The 19,065-nt window shown below is 65.4% G+C and carries 9 protein-coding genes; all 9 read right to left on the bottom strand.

The annotated features are described in order from the left end of the window. Window positions 1-57: 57 nt before the first annotated feature. Window positions 58-2,280, bottom strand: a complete 2,223-nt coding sequence (gene glgB, locus C1H69_RS17965; RefSeq protein WP_102654751.1) for a 1,4-alpha-glucan branching protein GlgB — start codon at window positions 2,278-2,280, stop codon at window positions 58-60. Beyond that, window positions 2,273-5,623, bottom strand: coding sequence for a maltose alpha-D-glucosyltransferase (gene treS / locus C1H69_RS17960; protein ID WP_102654750.1), 3,351 nt, complete (start codon window positions 5,621-5,623; stop codon window positions 2,273-2,275). The genes glgB and treS overlap by 8 nt, the downstream gene beginning before the upstream one ends. A 16-nt stretch (window positions 5,624-5,639) precedes the next feature. Beyond that, window positions 5,640-7,691: an alpha-1,4-glucan--maltose-1-phosphate maltosyltransferase gene (locus C1H69_RS17955; protein ID WP_102654749.1), complete on the bottom strand. Its 2,052-nt coding sequence runs from the start codon at window positions 7,689-7,691 to the stop codon at window positions 5,640-5,642. A 51-nt stretch (window positions 7,692-7,742) separates the two neighbouring features. After that, on the bottom strand, window positions 7,743-9,950 hold the full coding sequence (gene glgX, locus C1H69_RS17950; RefSeq protein ID WP_102654915.1) for a glycogen debranching protein GlgX: 2,208 nt from the start codon (window positions 9,948-9,950) through the stop codon (window positions 7,743-7,745). A gap of 61 nt (window positions 9,951-10,011) precedes the next feature. After that, on the bottom strand, window positions 10,012-10,740 hold the full coding sequence (locus C1H69_RS17945) for a DUF2934 domain-containing protein (protein WP_102654748.1): 729 nt from the start codon (window positions 10,738-10,740) through the stop codon (window positions 10,012-10,014). Window position 10,741: 1 nt separating this feature from the next. Then, entirely contained in the window at window positions 10,742-13,534 is a 2,793-nt protein-coding gene (treY, locus tag C1H69_RS17940) for a malto-oligosyltrehalose synthase (protein ID WP_102654747.1), read from the bottom strand. After that, window positions 13,527-15,644 carry a 4-alpha-glucanotransferase gene (gene malQ, locus C1H69_RS17935; protein WP_102654746.1) on the bottom strand — a complete coding sequence of 706 codons (2,118 nt, stop codon included), beginning with the start codon at window positions 15,642-15,644 and terminating at the stop codon, window positions 13,527-13,529. The genes treY and malQ overlap by 8 nt, the downstream gene beginning before the upstream one ends. Then, complete coding sequence (gene treZ / locus C1H69_RS17930; RefSeq protein WP_102654745.1) at window positions 15,641-17,455, bottom strand: malto-oligosyltrehalose trehalohydrolase; 1,815 nt, start codon at window positions 17,453-17,455, stop codon at window positions 15,641-15,643. The genes malQ and treZ overlap by 4 nt, the downstream gene beginning before the upstream one ends. Next, window positions 17,452-19,059 carry a glycogen synthase GlgA gene (gene glgA, locus C1H69_RS17925; RefSeq protein ID WP_102654744.1) on the bottom strand — a complete coding sequence of 536 codons (1,608 nt, stop codon included), beginning with the start codon at window positions 19,057-19,059 and terminating at the stop codon, window positions 17,452-17,454. Before glgA ends, treZ begins: the two co-directional genes overlap by 4 nt. Between the last annotated feature and the right edge of the window lie 6 nt (window positions 19,060-19,065).

Raw genomic sequence — 19,065 nt, 5'->3', positions numbered from 1 at the left:
GTCGGGCTGGGAACCGTCGACGATGGCGCGTGATCAACCAGGCCGGCTCAGGCCGGCTCAGGCCGGCTCGGCAGGTCGCAGTATCACCACCGCCAGCGGTGGTAGCGTCATCGATAGGCTGGCGATCTGGCCGTGAAGAGGCGCGTCATCCGTCATCAACTGGCCCGGGACGCCCAGGTTGGAGCCGCCATAGCACCCGGCGTCGCTGTTGAAGATGGTTTCCCAGCATCCCGGGCGGGGTACGCCCAGGCGGTAACCCTCCCGGGGCACCGGCGTCATGTTGGCGACCACCAGCATCGGTTCGCCCGTCGCGCTCAGGCGTAGCCAGGCAAAGACGCTATTATCGTCATCGTCGCTCACCACCCAGGTGAAACCCCGGGGCTCGCTGTCGCATTCATGCAGCGCGGGATGTTCCGCATAGAGCCGGTTGAGGTCGGTAAGCAACTGGCGAATGCCGGCATGGCGAGGTTCGCCGAGCAGCGACCAGTCGAGTTCGCGATCGTGGCTCCACTCGCGCCACTGGCCGAACTCGCAGCCCATGAACAGCAGCTTCTTGCCGGGCTGTGTCCACATGATGGCGAGGTAGGCACGCAGGTTGGCGAACTGCTGCCACTCATCACCGGGCATCTTTCCTATCAGCGAGCCCTTGCCGTGGACCACTTCGTCGTGAGAGATCGGCAGCACGTAGCGCTCGGAGAAGGCATAGACCATGGGAAAGGTCATATTGTGGTGGTGATGGCGGCGATGAATGGGGTCCTCTCCGATATAGTTCAGAGTGTCGTGCATCCAGCCCATGTTCCATTTGTAGGTGAAGCCTAGCGCACCTTCGGCGGTGGATCGGGTGACGCCGGGCCAGGCCGTGGATTCCTCGGCGATCATCATGGCACCGGGCACTTCGTTGGCTACCACCTCGTTGAGGTGACGCAGAAAGTCGATCGTCTCGAGGTTTTCATGGCCGCCATGCTTGTTCGGAATCCACTCGCCCTCATTGCGCGAGTAGTTGCGATAGAGCATCGACGCAACGGCGTCGACGCGCAGCGCATCGACATGGAAATGCCGCAGCCAGTGAAGTGCCGAAGCCAGCAGGAAACCATGGACCTCGCGTCTCCCCAGGTTGTAGATGTAGGTGTCCCAGTCCTGGTGGAAGCCCTCGAAGGGGTGTTCGTATTCGTAAAGCGCAGTGCCGTCGAAGCGTGCCAGGCCATGCGGGTCGGTGGGGAAGTGAGCCGGTACCCAATCGAGAATCACGCCGAGACCCGCCCGGTGGCAGGCATCGACGAAGAAGGCGAAGTCGGCGGGCATGCCGAAGCGTCCGCTGGGGGCGAACTGGCTCAGCGGCTGGTAACCCCAGGAACCGCCGAAGGGGTGTTCCATGATGGGCAGCAGCTCGACGTGGGTGAAGCCCATCTCCAGCACGTAAGGGACCAGGTGTTCGGCGAGTTCGCGCCAGCTGTAGAGCTCGCCGTTGTCGCCGCCGTGCTTGCGCCATGAGGCGGCATGCACCTCGTAGATGCTGAGCGGCCGGTTCGGCGCATGCACCGAGTGGCGCCGAGCGAGCCATGCCTCGTCGTGCCAGGTGAAGGGCGTGGTGTCGGCGATCACCGAGGCGGTGCCCGGTGGTGTCTCGGTGGCTAGCGCCACCGGGTCGGCCCGCAGGCCGAGTGCGCCGTTAGCCTCGAGGATTTCGTACTTGTAGGACTCCCGCGGACCGATACGCGGAACGAACAGCTCCCATACCCCCGCGGGATGGCGCAGGCGCATCACGTGGCGTCGCCCGTCCCAGTCGTTGAAGGAGCCGACAACCGAGACTCGACGAGCGTTGGGAGCCCACACGGCGAAACGTACGCCCGTGATACCCTCGATCTCCATCGGTTGTGCGCCCAGGCATTGCCCCAGACGGCGGTGAGTGCCCTCGCCAATGAGGTAGAGGTCCGTTTCGCCGAGCAGCAGGCCGAAGCTGTAAGGGTCTTCGGTAAGCTGTTCCCCGCTGGTCCAGCGGATGCGCAGGGTATAGGGGGCGGTGTGCGGCAGCCGGGCGGCGAAGAGCCCGGGCACCTGCATGCCCGTCAGGCAGCAGCACAGGGAACCGTCCTGGCGGTCGAGGACATCCACCCCCAGCGCGCCGGGCAGGAAGGTCCGCAGGTAATGGCCGTCGTCGCTCTCATGGATACCGAGTACCGAGAACGGGTTGCCGTGCGTGCCGCGCGTCAGGGCCTCCGCTTCATCCTCCGGTAGCCACAGGGTCTTGTCCTGCATGGGCCTGGTGGTGAAATCAGGCATGTGGCTCTCCTTCGCTCAATTGTTCGACGATCGCTGCCAGGCCACGCAGCGGCACGCCCAGCCAGGCGGGGCGATTGAACATCTCGTAGGTGATTTCATAGGCGGTTTTCTCGAGGACGAACAGGTCGACCGCCGCGGCCGCGCCGGCCGGGTGCTTCCACTCGTGCGGCAGTGCCAGCGTGGCCTGCCAATAGGCGTTGAGGAACGCCTGGCGAGCGCGTAGCAGGCAGTGTTCCGCCGCGTCATGGCCGGCCTGCGCCTCATCGCCTTCGCCGCCCGCGTATGCCTCTTCCATCTGGGCAAAGGCGTAGTCGAAGGAGCGCAGCATTCCCGCGACGTCTCTCAGCGGGCTGTCCTTGGCCCGGCGCTCCTCCAGCGGCCGGGCCGGCTCGCCCTCGAAATCGATGATGTAGGCATCGTCGTGCGCCACCAGCACCTGGCCGAGGTGCAGGTCGCCGTGAATACGGATGAGGAGACTGCCCTCGGCCAGGTTCGCAATGGGGTCGATGGCGGCCGAGAGAGTGTCGCGGCCGGCCAGGATCCGTTCCGCCAGCTGCCGCTCGGCATCGGTGCAGGACGCCTGGTGGCGCTCCAGCAGCACCAGGGCCTCCTCGACGCGTTCACGCACCCGGCGCGCCCACTGCCCGACATGGGCGCCATGGGCAATCTCAGGGCGGAAGGCCGGGTCGTCACTGGGCGAGCCCAGCACGACGTGCATCTCGCCCAGGCGCTTGCCCAACGTGGTGGCGAAAGCCTCCAGCTCCTCGCTGGCGCCGTAAACCGTCTCATCGAGTTTCCTGTCGTACCCCAACTCCCGATCTGCCATTGCCTCGCGAACCGAGCGTCCCAGCGTGGCACGGGTCCACGCCCAGGCATCGCCCTGGTTGTCGATGAAACTCTGCAGAATCATCAGCGTCTGTGGCGTGCCCTGCTCATCGAAGCGGGTCACTTCGCCATGCAGCGCAGCGATATGGGAAAAGCCCCGCTCGGTGAGATAGCGGCCGATCTCCGCCTCGGGGTGCAGGCCCGATTCCAGACGCCGGAACAGCTTGATTACCAGCTGGCGGCCGATGACCACCGAGCTGTTGGACTGCTCCGCGGTCTGGTGCACGACATCCGGGGATTCGGGCAGTTCCAGCTCGGCGAAGATGGCGGTGGGCAGAAAACGGATCTCGCCAGTGTCGCAAGGCAGTTTGGCGCTTCGGCGCATGGCGTCGAGAACCGCCAGGGCGAAAGCGTCCAGTGTCAGCGCATCGGTCAGCAATCCCACCTCGTGGAAGCGGCGGACACGGGCCATGGCGAGCTGCTGAGTCAGGGCGCTGGTCTGCTCTTGCTCCTCCTCGCCGAGAAACGCCAGGGGCAGCTGGTAGCGTTCGATGCCGTGAGCGTGTTGAACCTCCAGCTCCGTGATCAGCATGGAGTGCTGGCTGTGCTCGAGGCGAGTCACGTAGAGCATGCGTACCTGGTCGATACGCGCCTGCTTGGTAGCGAACCAGCGTCGCTTGGGCAGGTAGCTGGGCAGCGTTTCACGCTCGAGCAGCTGCCGCGCCGGGGCTTGGAAGATATCCTCGAGCTGCTTCTTTATGATGAGGGTGACGAACTCAGGCATGGGTTCGGGGGCTGGCACGTGCCACTCCGGCATGGCGGTCTCCGGTGCCAGCAGAAACCAGAAGAAGCCATAGGGCGGCAGGGTGAGCAGGTACGGTATCCGCCCGATCGGGGGGAAAGCGCTGCCGCCGACCATCTCCACCGGCACCTGGCCGGCGAAGGCGGAAAGGTCGATCTCCACCGCCTGGGCGGTGCGCGCCATGTTGGCCACGCACAGCAGCGTTTCCGCGTCACCGTTGTCCAGCACCATCTCGCGAAGGTAGGCGAGTATGTGCCGGTTGGCCGGGTAGAGTGGACGCATGGTGCCGCGGCTGAAGGTCCGGTGCTGGTCGCGCACCGCGAGCAGGCGTCGCATGTTGTTCAGCAACGAGTGCGGATCGCGCAATTGGGACTCGACGTTGACGGCTTGATAGCCGTAGAGCGGATCCATGATTGACGGCAGCACGAGACTTGCCGGATCGGCTCGGGAGAAGCCGCCGTTGCGATCCACCGACCACTGCATCGGCGTGCGCACTCCGTCGCGGTCGCCCAGATAAATGTTGTCGCCCATGCCGATCTCGTCACCGTAGTAGAGCACCGGCGTGCCAGGCATCGATAACAGCAGGCTGTTGAGCAGTTCGATACGCCGACGGTCGCGCTCCAGCAGTGGCGCCAGGCGCCGGCGTATTCCCAGGTTTATCCGTGCCCGGCGGTCGGCGGCGTAGTGGTTCCAGAGATAGTCGCGCTCCTTGCCGGTGACCATCTCCAGCGTCAACTCGTCGTGGTTGCGCAGGAAGATGGCCCACTGGCAGGTGGCGGGAATCTCCGGCGTCTGGCGGAGTATGTCGGTAATCGGGAAGCGATCCTCCTGGGCCAGGGCCATGTACATGCGTGGCATCAGCGGGAAGTGGAACGCCATGTGACACTCATCGCCGTCGCCGAAATAGGGCTGGGTGTCCTCCGGCCATTGGTTGGCCTCGGCGAGCAGCATGCGGTCGGGATAGCGCTCGTCGATCACCGCTCGAATCTTCTTGAGCACCTCATGGGTCTCGGGCAGGTTTTCATTGTTGGTGCCTTCGCGTTCGACCAGATACGGAATCGCATCCAGGCGCAGGCCGTCGACTCCCATGTCGAGCCAGTACTCCATGACCTGGAGCACCTCATCGAGCACCTGCGGATTGTCGAAGTTGAGATCGGGCTGGTGCGAATAGAAGCGATGCCAATAGTAGGCGCCCGCTACCGGGTCCCAGGTCCAGTTGGAGGCTTCGGTGTCGAGAAAGATGATGCGCGTGCCGGGATATTTCTGGTCGGTGTCCGACCATACGTAGAAGTCGCGCTCCGGTGAGCCCGGCGGTTCCCGCCGGGCGCGCTGGAACCATTCGTGTTGATCGGAGGTATGGTTGATGACCAGTTCGGTCAGCACTCGCAACCCACGCCGATGCGCTTCGTCGATGAAGCGGCGGGCATCCTCCAGGGTGCCGTAGTCGGGGCTGACGCCGGTATATTCGGCGATGTCATAGCCGTCGTCGCGTCGTGGCGAGGGGTAAAACGGCAGAACCCAGATGGTGTTCACGCCGAGGCTGACGATATAGTCGAGTTTCTCGATCAACCCTTTGAAATCGCCGATGCCGTCGTCATTGGCATCGAAGAACGACTTGACGTGCACCTGATAGATCACGGCGTCCTTGTACCACAGGGGATCGTCAAGAAAATCGATGGTCTCGACGGCATGTGTGTCGCTGCTGGCATCCATCATGGCCTTGCCCTCTTCGCTATTTGGGTATGCGTGCTGGCGCCTGATGAACCGGGCGAATGCGCCAGATGGCGAACGGCTGCCGCCATGGCTCGAGTCGTAGCGATTGCCACTTGCCATGCCAGGTCCAGCGGTGTCCGCTCATCAGGTCCTCCCCCTGGAGCGTGGCGTCGTCAGGCAGCCCGAACTCCCACAGCGGTAACTCGAAAACTCCTTCCTGAGCCTCGAACGGGTCCAGGTTGACGGCGGCGAGGATGAAGTTGTCCCGCGCTTCGGTGCGTTTGCCGAAGAGCAGGATTCTCTCGTTGTGCACCGTGTAGAAGGCAAGGCCCAGGTGGGTCTGCAGGGCGGGGTTCTCACGGCGGATGCGGTTGAGCTGGGCAATCTCGTAGGTGATGTTGCCGGGTGCGGTATAGTCGCGCGGCCGGATCTCGTACTTCTCCGAATCGAGATACTCCTCCTTGCCCGGCACCGGTGCGCCCTCGCACAGCTCGAAGCCGGAATACATGCCCCATGAGCCCGCACCCAGGGCAGCAAGGGCCGCGCGCTGCAGAAAGCCTGGCCGCCCGGAGGATTGTAGAAAGTAGGGGTTGATGTCCGGTGTGTTGACGAAGAAGTTGGGTCGGTACCCCTCCCGCAGCGGTGACTCGTTCAACTGGGTGAAATACTCCGTCAGCTCTTGCTTGGTATGGCGCCACGTGAAGTAGGTATAGCTTTGGGTGAATCCCAGCTTGCCGAGTCGCAGCATCATGGCTGGCCGGGTGAAGGCTTCGGAAAGGAATATCACCGAGGGGTCGCGGCGGCGGATATCGGCGATCAACCACTCCCAGAAGGGCAGCGGCTTGGTATGGGGATTGTCGACGCGAAAGATCTTCACGCCTTCGTCGATCCAGCCCTGTACGATGTTTCGTAGCTCGATCCAGAGCGAGGGAATCGCGTCCTCGGCATAGAAGTCGACGTTGACGATATCCTGATATTTCTTGGGCGGGTTCTCCGCGTAGCGGATAGACCCATCGGGGCGCCATGAGAACCAGCCGGGGTGCTCGCTGAGCCAGGGATGATCGGGCGAGCATTGGATGGCGAAGTCCAGCGCGATTTCCAGGCCGTGATCGGCGGCAACCCGCACCAGGTTTCGGAAATCCTCTCGCGTGCCCAGTTCGGGATGAAGCGCTTCATGGCCTCCCTCCTCGCTGCCGATGGCATAGGGGCTGCCGGGGTCGTCCGGTCCCGCTTCGAGCGTATTGTTGGGTCCCTTGCGATGTGTGCGGCCGACGGGGTGAATGGGCGGGAAATAGAGCACGTCGAAGCCCATGTCACGTATCATGGGAAGGCGCCTGTGCACATCTCGGAAAGTGCCGTGGCGATTCGGGGTGTCCGTCTCCGAGCGGGGAAAGAGTTCGTACCAGCTCGAGAAACGCGCCTTGAGGCGCTCCACATCCAGGGCATAGAGGACGTCACTGTGGACCAGGTGTGGGCGGGCATCCGCTTCCTCCATCCGCTTCGCCGTGTCGCCATCGAGCAGCAATGAGACCCGCTCGGCCTCGTTCCCGAGTCGTTGGAAGCGCTCATGAAGGGCTTCAAGTGCTTCCTTGAGTTCGCCTTCATTGCACTCGATGGCCTGGACGATGATCCGCCGGCCCTCCTCCAGCTCGAGCCCGACCGGTATGCCCGCCTGGTATTTCTTCGAGAGCTCGTGGCGGTAGGAGCCGTAAATATCCCACCAGGCCTCGATGATGAAGCCGTGCCGTCCCACCCGGTGGGGCGTGAAGCTTCCCTGATAGATGTCATGTCCCCGCGGCTGCACTGCGTGCATGGGTTCACGATGCTGCCGGCCCTCATCGTCGTACCAGCAAATGGCGGCTGCCAGCACGTCATGCCCGTCGGCAAAGATGTTCGCGGTGACGATGACCGGCTCATCGACGATGGCCTTGGCGGCGAATCGTCCGTGATCGAGCGATGGCTGTACGGCTTCGATGGCAATGCGCGGTGCGTGGATGGCGGCCAGGACATCGCCTTGGACCAGCTCTTGCGCCTGGCTGCTCCCGGGGTCTGGATACGGAGGTGAACTCATCTCGCGCTCCTCTGTTGTCATTCTCCCCATGGCCGTTCGGAACGGCCAGGTTCATGCCCGTGCTTCGGTGGCCCCGGAGAGGTCTCTGAATAACTCGAGCAGTACCAGTGAACGAGCCTCTACTGTCCGGCTATCGCCGAAGTGGCAGAGAGCGGGTTCGATTTCCAGGGTCTGGCTGGTATCGAGTCGGCACACCCAGCCGTTGCCGCGAGGCACCTCGGGCAGATGGAAGGAAAGCGGCTCATGGTGGGCGTTGAACAGGATCAGCAGTGAGCGATCATCGCCGACGCGACGAATGCCCGAGGGCCGGGCACGCCCATCCAGCAGCAGCCCGAGGCTGCATGATGCCGGATCTTCCCAGCGCTCCACGTCCATCTCGCTGCCGTCGGCGGCAAGCCAGGTCACTTCCCTGAGCCCCATCTCCTCGTTGTACTCGCCGGAGAGGAAGCGACCGCGGCGCAGGATGGGGTAACGAAGGCGCAGCTCGATGAGGCGTCGCACGGTCTCGATCATGTCGTGGGCGTCGCCCTTCAGGTTCCAGTCGAGCCAGCTGGTCTCGTTGTCCTGGCAGTAGGCGTTGTTGTTGCCCCCCTGGGTGCGCAGCAGTTCGTCGCCGGCGAGCAGCATCGGTGTGCCCTGGGAAAACAGCAGGGTGGCCAGGAGATTGCGGATCTGACGCAGGCGCAGCGACTGAATTTCCGGGTCGGCGGTGGGGCCCTCCTCGCCATGGTTCCACGACAGGTTGTGGTCGTGGCCGTCCTGGTTGTCCTCGCCGTTGGCCTCGTTGTGCTTGTCGTCATAGGCCACCAGATCATACAGCGTGAAGCCGTCGTGGGCGGTGACGAAGTTGACCGAGGCGAAGGGGCGGCGCCCGCGGCGGTCGAACAGATCAGCCGAGCCCATCAGTCGTGAAGCGAGTTCGGCCAGCTGGCCCTCGTCTCCGCGCCAGAAGGCGCGGGTGGTGTCGCGGAAACGGTCGTTCCATTCCGCCCAGCCTGGAGGGAAGCCTCCGACCTGGTATCCGCCGGGGCCGCAGTCCCAAGGCTCGGCGATCAGCTTTACCTGGCTCAGGATCGGGTCCTGGCGGCAGGAGTCGAGGAAGCCACCGCCCTCGTCGAAGCCGTGGGGCTCGCGCCCCAGGATAGTCGCCAGGTCGAAGCGAAAGCCGTCGATCCGCATCTCGGTGGCCCAGTAGCGCAGCGAGTCGGTCACCATCTGTAGTACCCGCGGGTGGCTCAGGTTGAGGGTGTTGCCGGTACCGGTGTCGTCGATGTAGTAGCGTGCCTCCTCGGGCAACAGCCGATAGTAGGAGGCGTTGTCGATGCCCTTGAGCGACAGGGTCGGGCCGAGTTCGTTGCCCTCGGCGGTGTGGTTGTAGACCACGTCGAGGATCACCTCGAGATCGGCGGCATGGTAGCAGGCCACCATCTGCTTGAGCTCGTTGATGTTATCGCCGGTGAGGTAGCCTGCGTGGGGGGCGAAGAAGCCCAGGGTGTTGTAGCCCCAATAGTTGCGCAGCCCGCGTTCGAGCAGGTGCCGGTCGTCGACGAAGGCATGGATCGGCAGCAGCTCCACCGACGACACCCCGAGCGAGCGGATATAGTCGACCACTTCGTTGACCATCAGCCCCGAGAAGGTACCGCGCAGCGCCTCGGGTACCTCCGGGTGGCGCATGGTATAGCCGCGCACGTGGGTTTCGTAGATCACGGTGCGGTCCCAGGGCAACTGGATTCCGCGGGAGCGGCCCCAGGTGAAGGCAGGATCGATCACCCGGCAGCGCGGCATGAAGGAGGCGCTATCGCGGGTATCGAAGCTGAGATCGCCTTCGGGGTGGCCGATGGTATAGCCGAACAGCGCTTCGTCCCAGGTCAAGTCACCGACGATCTGCTTGGCATAGGGGTCGAGCAGCAGCTTGTGGGGGTTGAAGCGATGGCCCGCTTCCGGGGCATAGGGGCCATGAACGCGATAGCCGTATAGCTGGCCGGGTCGGGCATCGGGCAGATAGCCGTGCCATACCTCGTCGGTATATTCGGGGAGCTCGATGTGCTCCACCTCTCGGGTACCGCTTTCGTCGAACAGGCACAGCTCCACCTTGGTGGCGTGGACCGAGAACAGGGCGAAATTCACACCCAGTCCATCCCAGGTCGCGCCCAGCGGGAAGGGCCAGCCTTCGCGCACGCGCGAATGCCGGATCACTCCGGGCATTTCGTTGGCCGTCACGGCGGGCTCGCCCTCTTGTGGCTCTCGTCTCGTGCTCATCGTCATGATCGTCCTTGATGGCTGCGGGATTCCCGCCCTGCGTCGTTCACGCTCCCCTCAATCACTTCCGAGGCTTTGCACGGCTGCTGCCTCCCGTGGTCTTGCCGCTCTTGGCGGTGGGTGATCCCGGCTCCGTCGCGTTGTCGCCCGTCCCGGCTCCTCGCTTGTTGCTGCGCTCGGCCGTCTTCCCCGGCACCTGGGAAGTATCGGTGGCGTCGGGCCGGGTCAAGCCGTCGTCTTCGCGGCGCGGCTTGCGGGCGCGCTTGGCCGTGGCGGACTCCGGTGGCATGGGCTCGAGCGGCCCGGGGCCGGGCTCGGGGGCTATTGCCGGAGCGTCCGGTCCCCCTCGGTTGGCGGTGGCCTGATGCTGCGCACCGGTGCTCGTTGCTTCCTCGGCCGGCAGCGGGCGGGTAGAGGCCGCCGTGGGTTCAGGGTCTGCCGGAGCGGGCCCCGGGTTGGCGCGATCCTGCACTGGAATGTCCTGTGCCACGTCGCGATCATCGCGGTAGGGCAGTTCGTCGAAGTCGGGTTCGCCGTCCGGTCTCTCCAACGGCAGCCGGTTCTCCTGAATGCCGATCTCGTCATCCTCCAGCGGCAGGTCCTCCTCGAGAATCGGCGGCTCCTCCACCGGTTCGCCGACCTCTTCGAATTCGGTGTCGATGCCCTCCTCTTTCCCTGCGGTGATGATTCTCAGTGCCATGTCCCAGTGACGTTGCTGCTGTCCTTCGGGGCGACCTTCCGATTCCCAGATCTTGTGGGCCAGGTTCCGTACGCGCTCTTCGTCAGCCATCCTAGCTCTCCTTTTGCCTATGGATATCCCGTCTATAGATGCCGACGGGAAACTCGCTCAGCAGCTCCCCGGCGGGGATGCTTTCGTGGGTCACTCTCAGCGTGGTACCGGACAGCATGCTTTGCCAAATGCAGTTCGGCTCGTCGGAAATCGACAAGCGGGTGTTGCCCCACTGCGCCGGTGGTACCTGGGGTCGTTTCGCACCTGCCAGCAGGCCGGTAGCCAGGCGCGGCACCACCACCAGCAGCTGCTGGCCGGCATGCTGCCGCAAGAAGGCGACCAACCTCTCGGCCTGCTCGCCTGCGAGCGGCAATTCCCGGTAGTCGCCATGCATGAAGAGGTCACGATGGGAACACCGCAGCGCTAGCAGGCGTGCGATCAGGAGCTGTTTGACGGCGCCGTCCCGCCAGTTGGTCAGAGCCTCCATGGGCTCTCGCTGCTCATCGAGCGTCGCCTGACGTGCGTCGTGATCGACCGGGCGGCGGTTGTCGGGGTCGACCAGGCTGTAGTCCCAGAACTCGCAGCCCTGGTAGAGGTCCGGTATGCCGGGCACGGTCAGCCGCAGCGCCGTCTGGACCAAGCCGTTGAGGGCACCCGGCAGGTCGAGCTCGCGCGCCGCCGCTTCGATCTCCTCGCACAGCTCGGGGCAGGAGAGCAACGTCAGCAGGTAGTCGCGACAGGCCGTCTCGTAGGCCTCGTCGGGCCATAGCCAGTGGCTGCGCAGCTTGGCTTCGCGCAGGGCCTTCCGCTGCCACCGGGCGAGGCGCTCGGCGAAGCGATGCATGGCGTCGTCGTCGTGGCGGGCTAGCGTCGGCGGCCAGGCCCCGAGCAACAGTTGATAGAGCAGCAGCTCGTCGCCGGGGGAGGGGGCAGGCCCGCTGACGAGCGATTGGCGCAGCGGCGCGGCCCGTTCACGCCAGCGTTCGACCCGGGTGGCGAAGCCGGTGGCGTTCTCGCTCAGTGCGGCCAGCCGGGCACGCACGTCCTCACCGCGCTTGTGGTCATGGGTGGCGGTCGCGACCAGACCATGGGGGAAGTGGCGCGCCCGCCAGGCGTTGGCGTCGTGGAACTGCCGTGGCGTGTGGCTGAAGTGTTCGCCATCGAAGCCCACGTCGTTGCGCGAAATCAGCGGCGCGCAGCGGTAGCCGGCGGTGTCCTCCACGGCCTTTGCCGCCACCGGTGACGTGAGCTGTTGAAAGCGCGCAATGGCCCGCCGGCGCAACCCGCGCTCTTCGGGGTCATCGACATCGGCGGGCGCCTCGCCCCCCAGCCAGCGCTCGAGGGATTCCAGTACCCTGGCATCGGGTGGGCTCAACTCGCACCGGGCGCCGGCCATGGCCTGGACGAAAAAGGGTGCATCGAGCTCTGGGCGGCCGCCGTCATCGGCGTAGGTACGGTAGACCGGGAAATGCACGATCAGCGCTTCCAGCGCGCGTCGCACCGCCGCCAGGGTGACATCGCGGGTCGCCAGAGAGTGGCGGGCGATGGCGTGCAGGGCACGAGTGCAGGCCTCGAACTCGCTGGCCAACAGGCTGTCGAGTACCTCACGCCGAGCCAGACGCACTTCGTCGAGGAAGTCGGCGGTTCGCCCGCTCACGTCGCGCCACAGGTCGCGTAGAGGTTTGGCACCGGCCGGGTCGTGCTGCAGGGCCGAGATCCCGTTCATCAGTTCGTAGCCGGTGGTGCCGTCCACGCCCCAGTCGCGATGCAGGGTCTCGTCGGCGGCAAGGATCTTCTCGAGGAAGATCGCCACATGGCGCACCACACCATCCGGTCGACGCTGCTGCAGCTGACCCAGGCGGGCACGCAGGCGGTGGCAGTAGCCACGCGGGTCGGCCAAGCCATCGATGTGATCGATGCGCAGCCCGTCGATCCAGCCCTGTTCCACCAGGCGCAGCGGCAGGGCGTGTACCGTTTCGAAGACGTCGGGCTGTTCGATGCGCAGTCCGCCGAGTTCGTTGATGTCGAAGAAGCGCCGCCAATTGATCTCGTCGGCCCCCGTGCGCCACCAGGCCAGGCGATAGCGCTGGCCCTCCAGCAGGTCGTGCAGGCGGATGGCGCCGCTCCCGGTGCTGCCGTCGAACAGAGCCAGGGCTCGCCTCAGCGCCTGTTGAGCGGCCGGTTCCGCCAGCGCCTGGCGTAGCTCATGGCGACAGTCGTTAACGGCGGTATAGGCGTCTTCACGCTGCTGCAGGGCATCGAAGCGTGGCGCCAGGTCCCGCAGCGCCTCGTACTCGGCCAGGCGCAGGATGTCGCCATGGCGTCGCGGATCGATGGGAAAGCGATGCTCGTGATAGGCCACATGGAAGTCCATCGCCGCCGGCTCGTGGCGTAACAGGAGCTCGCCACCACACAGCGTGTCGGCATAGGGGCTGCCGAGGAAGGGTAATAACAGCCTGCCGGCCAGGAGCGGGTCGGGAGAATGCCAGTCGATATCGAAGAACTCGGCATAGGGACTCTCTTGGCCCCAGGCGAGAACGTCCTGCCACCAGGAGGTCTGCGATCCGCCCACCGCCATGTGGTTGGGCACGATGTCGAGGATCAGCCCCATGCCATGGGCCCGCAGCCGGCTTGTCAGACGTTCGAGGGCCGCTTCGCCGCCGAGCTCCGGATCGATTCGGGTCGGGTCGATGCCGTCGTAGCCGTGGGGCGAACCGGTACGCGACATCTGCAGCGGCGACGCATAGACATGGCTGATGCCGAGCCTGGCGTAGTAGCCGACCCACTCGGCGGCATCGTCCAGAGTGAAGCCGCGGTGAAACTGCAGGCGAACGGTGGCGCGGATATCATTCACCGGGGCTCCCTCCCTTGGCGTCGTGATGCGCTTCCCGGCGCGCCTCGTCCAGCGTGGCCAGGCGCTGTCTTGCCTCGTTCGAGGTCAGCAGATGGCTGGCGTCGTCCCCCCAGCGACGTCGCCAGTTGGGATGCTCATCGAGAGTGCCTGGCAGGTTGGCCTGCTCTTCCAGGCCCAGTGCGTCCTCTACCGGTAGCAGGGCGAGCGGTGCTGGAGTGAGCCCCAGCCGGTGCGCACAGGCATCGAGTACCCGTGAGACGGGCAGGTCGGCGGCGTCCAGCGCCTTGGTCGGCGCCTGTGCATCCAGCAGCCCCAGTGACCGGGCCAGGCGAGCGCGCGCTCCGCGGCGCTCGGCCTGCTCGCTGTCGGCATCCTGGTCTTCGGCGAGCAGGCCGAGGTGGCTGCGCCATACGATATCGCGCCCGGCCCACCAGCCGGCCAGCGTGGGCAGGTCGTGGGTCGAGCTCGTGGCAATGGCAGTGGGCGACCATAGCGCTGGCGGCAGGAAGTCGCCGCCGTCGTCGCGCTCGAACCACAGCACACGCATGCCGAGGATACCGTGATGGGCCAGGCGTTCGCGAAAGCCGGGAGCGACGGTGCCCAAATCCTCACCGATGACGATAGCGCGGTGGCGCCAGGATTCCAGTGCCACCAGCCTCAGCAGGTCGTCGAGCGGATAGCGTACGTAGCCCCCTTCGGTGGGTGCGGCGCCGTGGGGCACCAGCCACAGGCGCATCAGGCCGAGCACGTGGTCGATGCGTACCCCCCCCGCGTGAGCGAAAGCGGCACGCAGCATGTCGATGAAGCTGCGAAATCCCGAACGCACCAGGCCCTGGGGCGAGAAGGGTATGAGCCCCCAATCCTGACCCAGCACGTTGAAAGTATCCGGCGGGGCGCCGATCGACAGGCCTTCGAGCATCTCGGCCTGACGGCTCCAGGCCTGGCTGCCTGCCGCATCGGCCCCCACGGCCAGGTCGGCGATCAGCCCGACGGACATGCCGGCGTGTCTGGCCGAGGCCTGGGCGCGGGCGAGCCCCTCACTTGCCAGCCACTGCAGGAAGACGTGGAAATCGACGTCATCCGCATGCGCCTCGGCGAAGCGTGCCACCTCGAGGCTGCTCGGGTCGCGCAGCGCTGCGGGCCACTGCCGCCAGTCGCGCTCCCCCCGGTGCGACTGCAGCGCCTCGCAGCGGCAGTGGGTTTCCAGCACGTTCCCCCGGGCTTCACGAAATGTCGCCAACGCGCGATGCGCCTCGGCCGACTCGTCGTCTTTACGCTGTTTCAGATCGTCGTAGAGTGCGCGTAGCCAGGTGAGTTTCGTGCGTGCCGCACGGGGCCAATCGAGCAACTCGTCCGTCTCCAGCTGCGTGAGCGTCTCGTCCAGCTGGCAGCGCGCGATGGCTGCGTTCACTGCCGTCTCGCCGAGCAGCGCTTCGGGGGCTGAGTGCAGTACGTGGTAAAGCAAACGGCTCGAGGGCGAGTAGGGGCTGTACTGATGGACGTCGGCGCTGAACATGGCATGCACTGGACTCACGGCCAGGGCAGCGGCGCCGGCCTGTGCGGCATGCCGGGCGAATTGCGCCAGGGCCAGGGTATCGCCGATGCCGCCGTCACCGGGGCGACGCAGGGCGTATAGCTGTACCGCCAGCCCCCACAGACGCGGTGTCTCGCTCCCCTGGGCATCGGCCAGGGTGTAGCAGCGCGGTGGGGCAACGGCCAGGGTCACTTCACTGCCTTCGATATGCAGGCGGTGATAACCGGCCTCGGCAATGGGAGGCAGCTCACCCAGGCCGTCCAGCTCGCCCTCCTGGCGTTCGCCGTCTTCCCGGATCAGTGCATAGCGGGTTCCGGCGGGAAGTGGCGATGGCATGGGCGTGCTCGTACCCTGTTCGGCGGTGACCAGCGGCGGCCATTCGCTCGGCGTGGCTGGCCCGCTCAACTGCTGCAGGCTGGTGGCTATTTCGGTCTCGCTGGCGGCCGGGTAGCCGAGGCGTGCCAGCAGATCGCGCAGGGTGGCATCCGAGAGCCGACAGGGGCGGCTTTCGCTGTCTTCCCACTCGGTGATGACACCGACGGCGTCGGCCAGCCGTTCCAGGCGTGCCTCGCTCATGCGCAAAGCTCCTCGTCGCCGGATTTGCCTCTCAGCCAGGCCACGGCACTGCGTGCCGGCAGGTTGCCGCTCTCGGTCGATACCGCGGCACCCTTGCCGGTCTGGTACAGGCAGCGGCCGACGCCGAAAGCTTGGGTGGGAGCCGGCTGCCCGCTCAGGTTCATGGCGATGACCAACCAGGTGTCGTCGTTCATGCGCCAGCGGGCCACGACGGCCCGCTCGCCCAGCGCCTCGGCACCAAGGGCGATGGCACCGTCGAGGCGTGGCATGATCTCGGCGTGGCGAATCGCCAGCAGGCGACGTACGTCTGCCAACCAGTCGGCGTGGTGAGGCCTGGTGCGGGCCTCGAAGTCGGGCCGCGAAGCCTCGAAGGTCGCCGCCGCATTGGGGTCGGGAATGGCCTCGCGCCTGGCCGGGTTCTGGAAAGCATGGAATTCGGCGAACTCCGCGCGGCGACCCTTGCGCACCGCTTCGGCCAGTTCGTCGCGATGGTCGGTGAAGAACAGAAAGGGACGCTCGCTGGCCCACTCCTCGCCCATGAACAGCAGCGGCACCATGGGCGAGAGCAGCAGCAACAGCGTGGCAGCCTTCAAGGTGTCGGGCTCGGCCAGCAGGCTCAGACGCTCGCCGAGCGCGCGGTTGCCCACCTGGTCGTGGTTCTGCAGGAAAGCGACGAAGGCGCTCGGCGGCAGGTGTGAGCTCGGTGTACCGCGCGGGGTGCCCTGGCGGGTGGCTTCACCCTGGTAGATGAACCCTTCTCCAAGGCAGCGCACCAGCTTTTGTGTCGGGGCGAGGGCGAAGTCAGCGTAATAGCCTTCGCTCTCGTCGGTGAGCAGCACATGCATCACGTTGTGCCAGTCGTCGTTCCACTGGGCGGTGAAGTGCCCGGAGTCGAGCAGCCCGGCGTCGTTGTGCTCGTTTTCCAGTACCAAATGAACGTAGCGCCGCGAATCGATGTGGCTGCGCAGCGTTTCGGCCAGCTCGACCAGGAAGTCGCGCTCGCTGATAGCGTGGACCGCATCGAAGCGCAGGCCGTCCAGGCGGTACTCATCGAGCCACATCAGGGCGTTCTCGATGAAGAAGCGGCGCACCCTGGTGTGGCGGAAATCAATGGCCGCCCCCCAGGGCGTGTGCTGGTCGTGGCGGAAGAATGCCTGGGCGTAGCGTGGCAGATGGTTGCCATCCGGCCCGAAGTGGTTGTAGACCACATCGAGAAAGACCATCAGCCCCAGGCCATGGGCGGCATCGATGAACGCCTTGAGCGCGTCCGGGCCGCCGTAAGCCTCATCCACGGCATAGGGCAACACGCCGTCGTAACCCCAGTTGCGCGTGCCGGGAAATGCCGCCACCGGCATCAGTTCGACTGCCGTGACGCCGAGTTCGGCCAGGTAGGACAGATGCTGGCGTGCCGCATCCAGGCCGCCCAGGGTGCCCAGGTGCAGCTCGTAGAGTACCGTTTCGTGCCAGGGCCGGCCCCGCCAGTCGGTATGCCGCCAGGTGTGACGACTGGGGTCGACGACCAGACTCGGCCCCTCGATGCCTTCCGCCTGAGCACGGGAGGCGGGGTCGGGAATGGCGACGCCCCCGGGAGCGTCATCGAGGAATACGCGATAGCGGTAGCGGGCACCGTGATCGCATGCCGCCTCACCGATGAAGTGTCCTTCGCCTACATGGGTCATGATACCGGGTGCCAACCCTTCCACCTCGAGGTCGACTCGGCCGGCGCTCGGCGCCCACAGCGAGAAGCGGGTCCATTCGGGGCCGATCACCTGGGCCCCGAAGCTGTACTGGAAACGCCGAGCTTCGTTCATCCTGCTGCCTGGGCCTCGATCCCAGCCTCTTCGCTGATACGCTGATAGAGCTGCGTATAGGGCGCAATCGATTGGCGCCAGTGGTAGCGCCCGGTCATGGCTGCCCGGCGCATGGCATGGAACAGCTCGGTGGAGCGGTAGACCAGAAAGGCCTGCTGGATCGCCTGCATGAAGCTGGCCAGGTGGACCTCATCGAACAGGAAGCCGGTAACGCCATCCTCGATGGTATCGGCTAGACCCCCGGTGCGGTGGGCGATGGGCAGCGAACCGAAACGCTGGGCGTACATCTGGCTGAGGCCGCATGGCTCGAAGCGCGACGGCATCAGCAGGAAGTCACTGCCGGCGTAGATGCAGCGGGCTTCGTCCTCATCGAACCCGACATACACGCCCACGGCGCCGGGATACCGCTCTGCCAGCCGGTCCAGTTGAATCTCCACGCGGCGTTCGCCGCTGCCGATGAAAACCAGCTGCCCACCGGCCTGGACAATGCTCGCTGCCGCCTCGATGACCAGGTCCACTCCCTTCTGGTGCACCATGCGCGAGACCATGGCGAACAGCGGGCCAGCGCTTGTGGCAAGGCCGAAACGATGGCGTACGTACTCGGCGTTGGCCCGTTTGCCGCGCCAGTCGTTGGCCGAGAAGGCCTGAACCAGATGGGCGTCGGTACGCGGGTCCCAGGAGTCGTCGATGCCATTGGGGATGCCGCTCAGCCGGCCCTGCTGCGCCTTGCAGCGTAGCAGGCCGTCGAGGCCACAGCCGAACTCCGGCGTGGTGATTTCCTGGGCATAGGTCGCGCTGACAGTGGTGACGTGGGAGGCGTAGGTGATACCCGCCTTCATGAAGGAGAGCTTGCCATAGTATTCGACCCCTTCGATGTGGAACGCCGAATCGAGGATACCCAGGGCAGCGCAGCGTGACGCATCGTACAGACCCTGGTAGGCCAGGTTATGGATGGTGAAGACGCTGGGCACGTTGTGTCCCTGCCAATGCAGGTAGGCCGGTGCCAGGCCACAGGCCCAATCGTTGAGATGCAGCAACTGCGGACACCATTCGAGCCCGGCGTGACCGGCGGCAATCTCGGCTGCGGCCAGTGACAGCCGGGCGAAACGGATATCGTTGTCTTCCCAGCCATCGCTGCCATAGCCCCCGGGGCCGGTGCCGTAGGGGCCGCCCGCGCGTTCGTAAAGCTCGGAGCAGAGCAGCACGTAGATCACCAGACCATCGGCGCAGGTCACCTCGCCGATCTCGCAGGCCGGCAGATCGGCATACGCCGGTAGATGGCCGACGCGGCGGATCTTGAGCGCCGAATCACGCACCTCCCGATAGGCCGGGATGAGGACACGAATGTCGTGATGGGCCGCCAACGCCCGAGGAAGCGCTGAAGAAACGTCACCGAGCCCACCGACCTTGACGAAGTCGGCGATCTCGGCGGTCACGAACAGAATGCGCTGAGACGGATATCCCGAAGAGGCCGGTGCGGGTGGCTCACGGGTGTCATGGTCAGGCTTGTCGAGCGTCAGGCTGTCAGTTGGAATCGTGATCGCCCGGCCTGGACTGTCAGTCGTCGTATCAGAATCGATACCCTTTAATGCCACATTTCCCATGGCATA

Source organism: Billgrantia endophytica, from assembly GCF_002879615.1.
In the GTDB taxonomy this organism is placed as follows: Bacteria; Pseudomonadota; Gammaproteobacteria; order Pseudomonadales; family Halomonadaceae; genus Halomonas; species Halomonas endophytica.
This window is presented reverse-complemented; position numbering and strand designations above follow the sequence as displayed.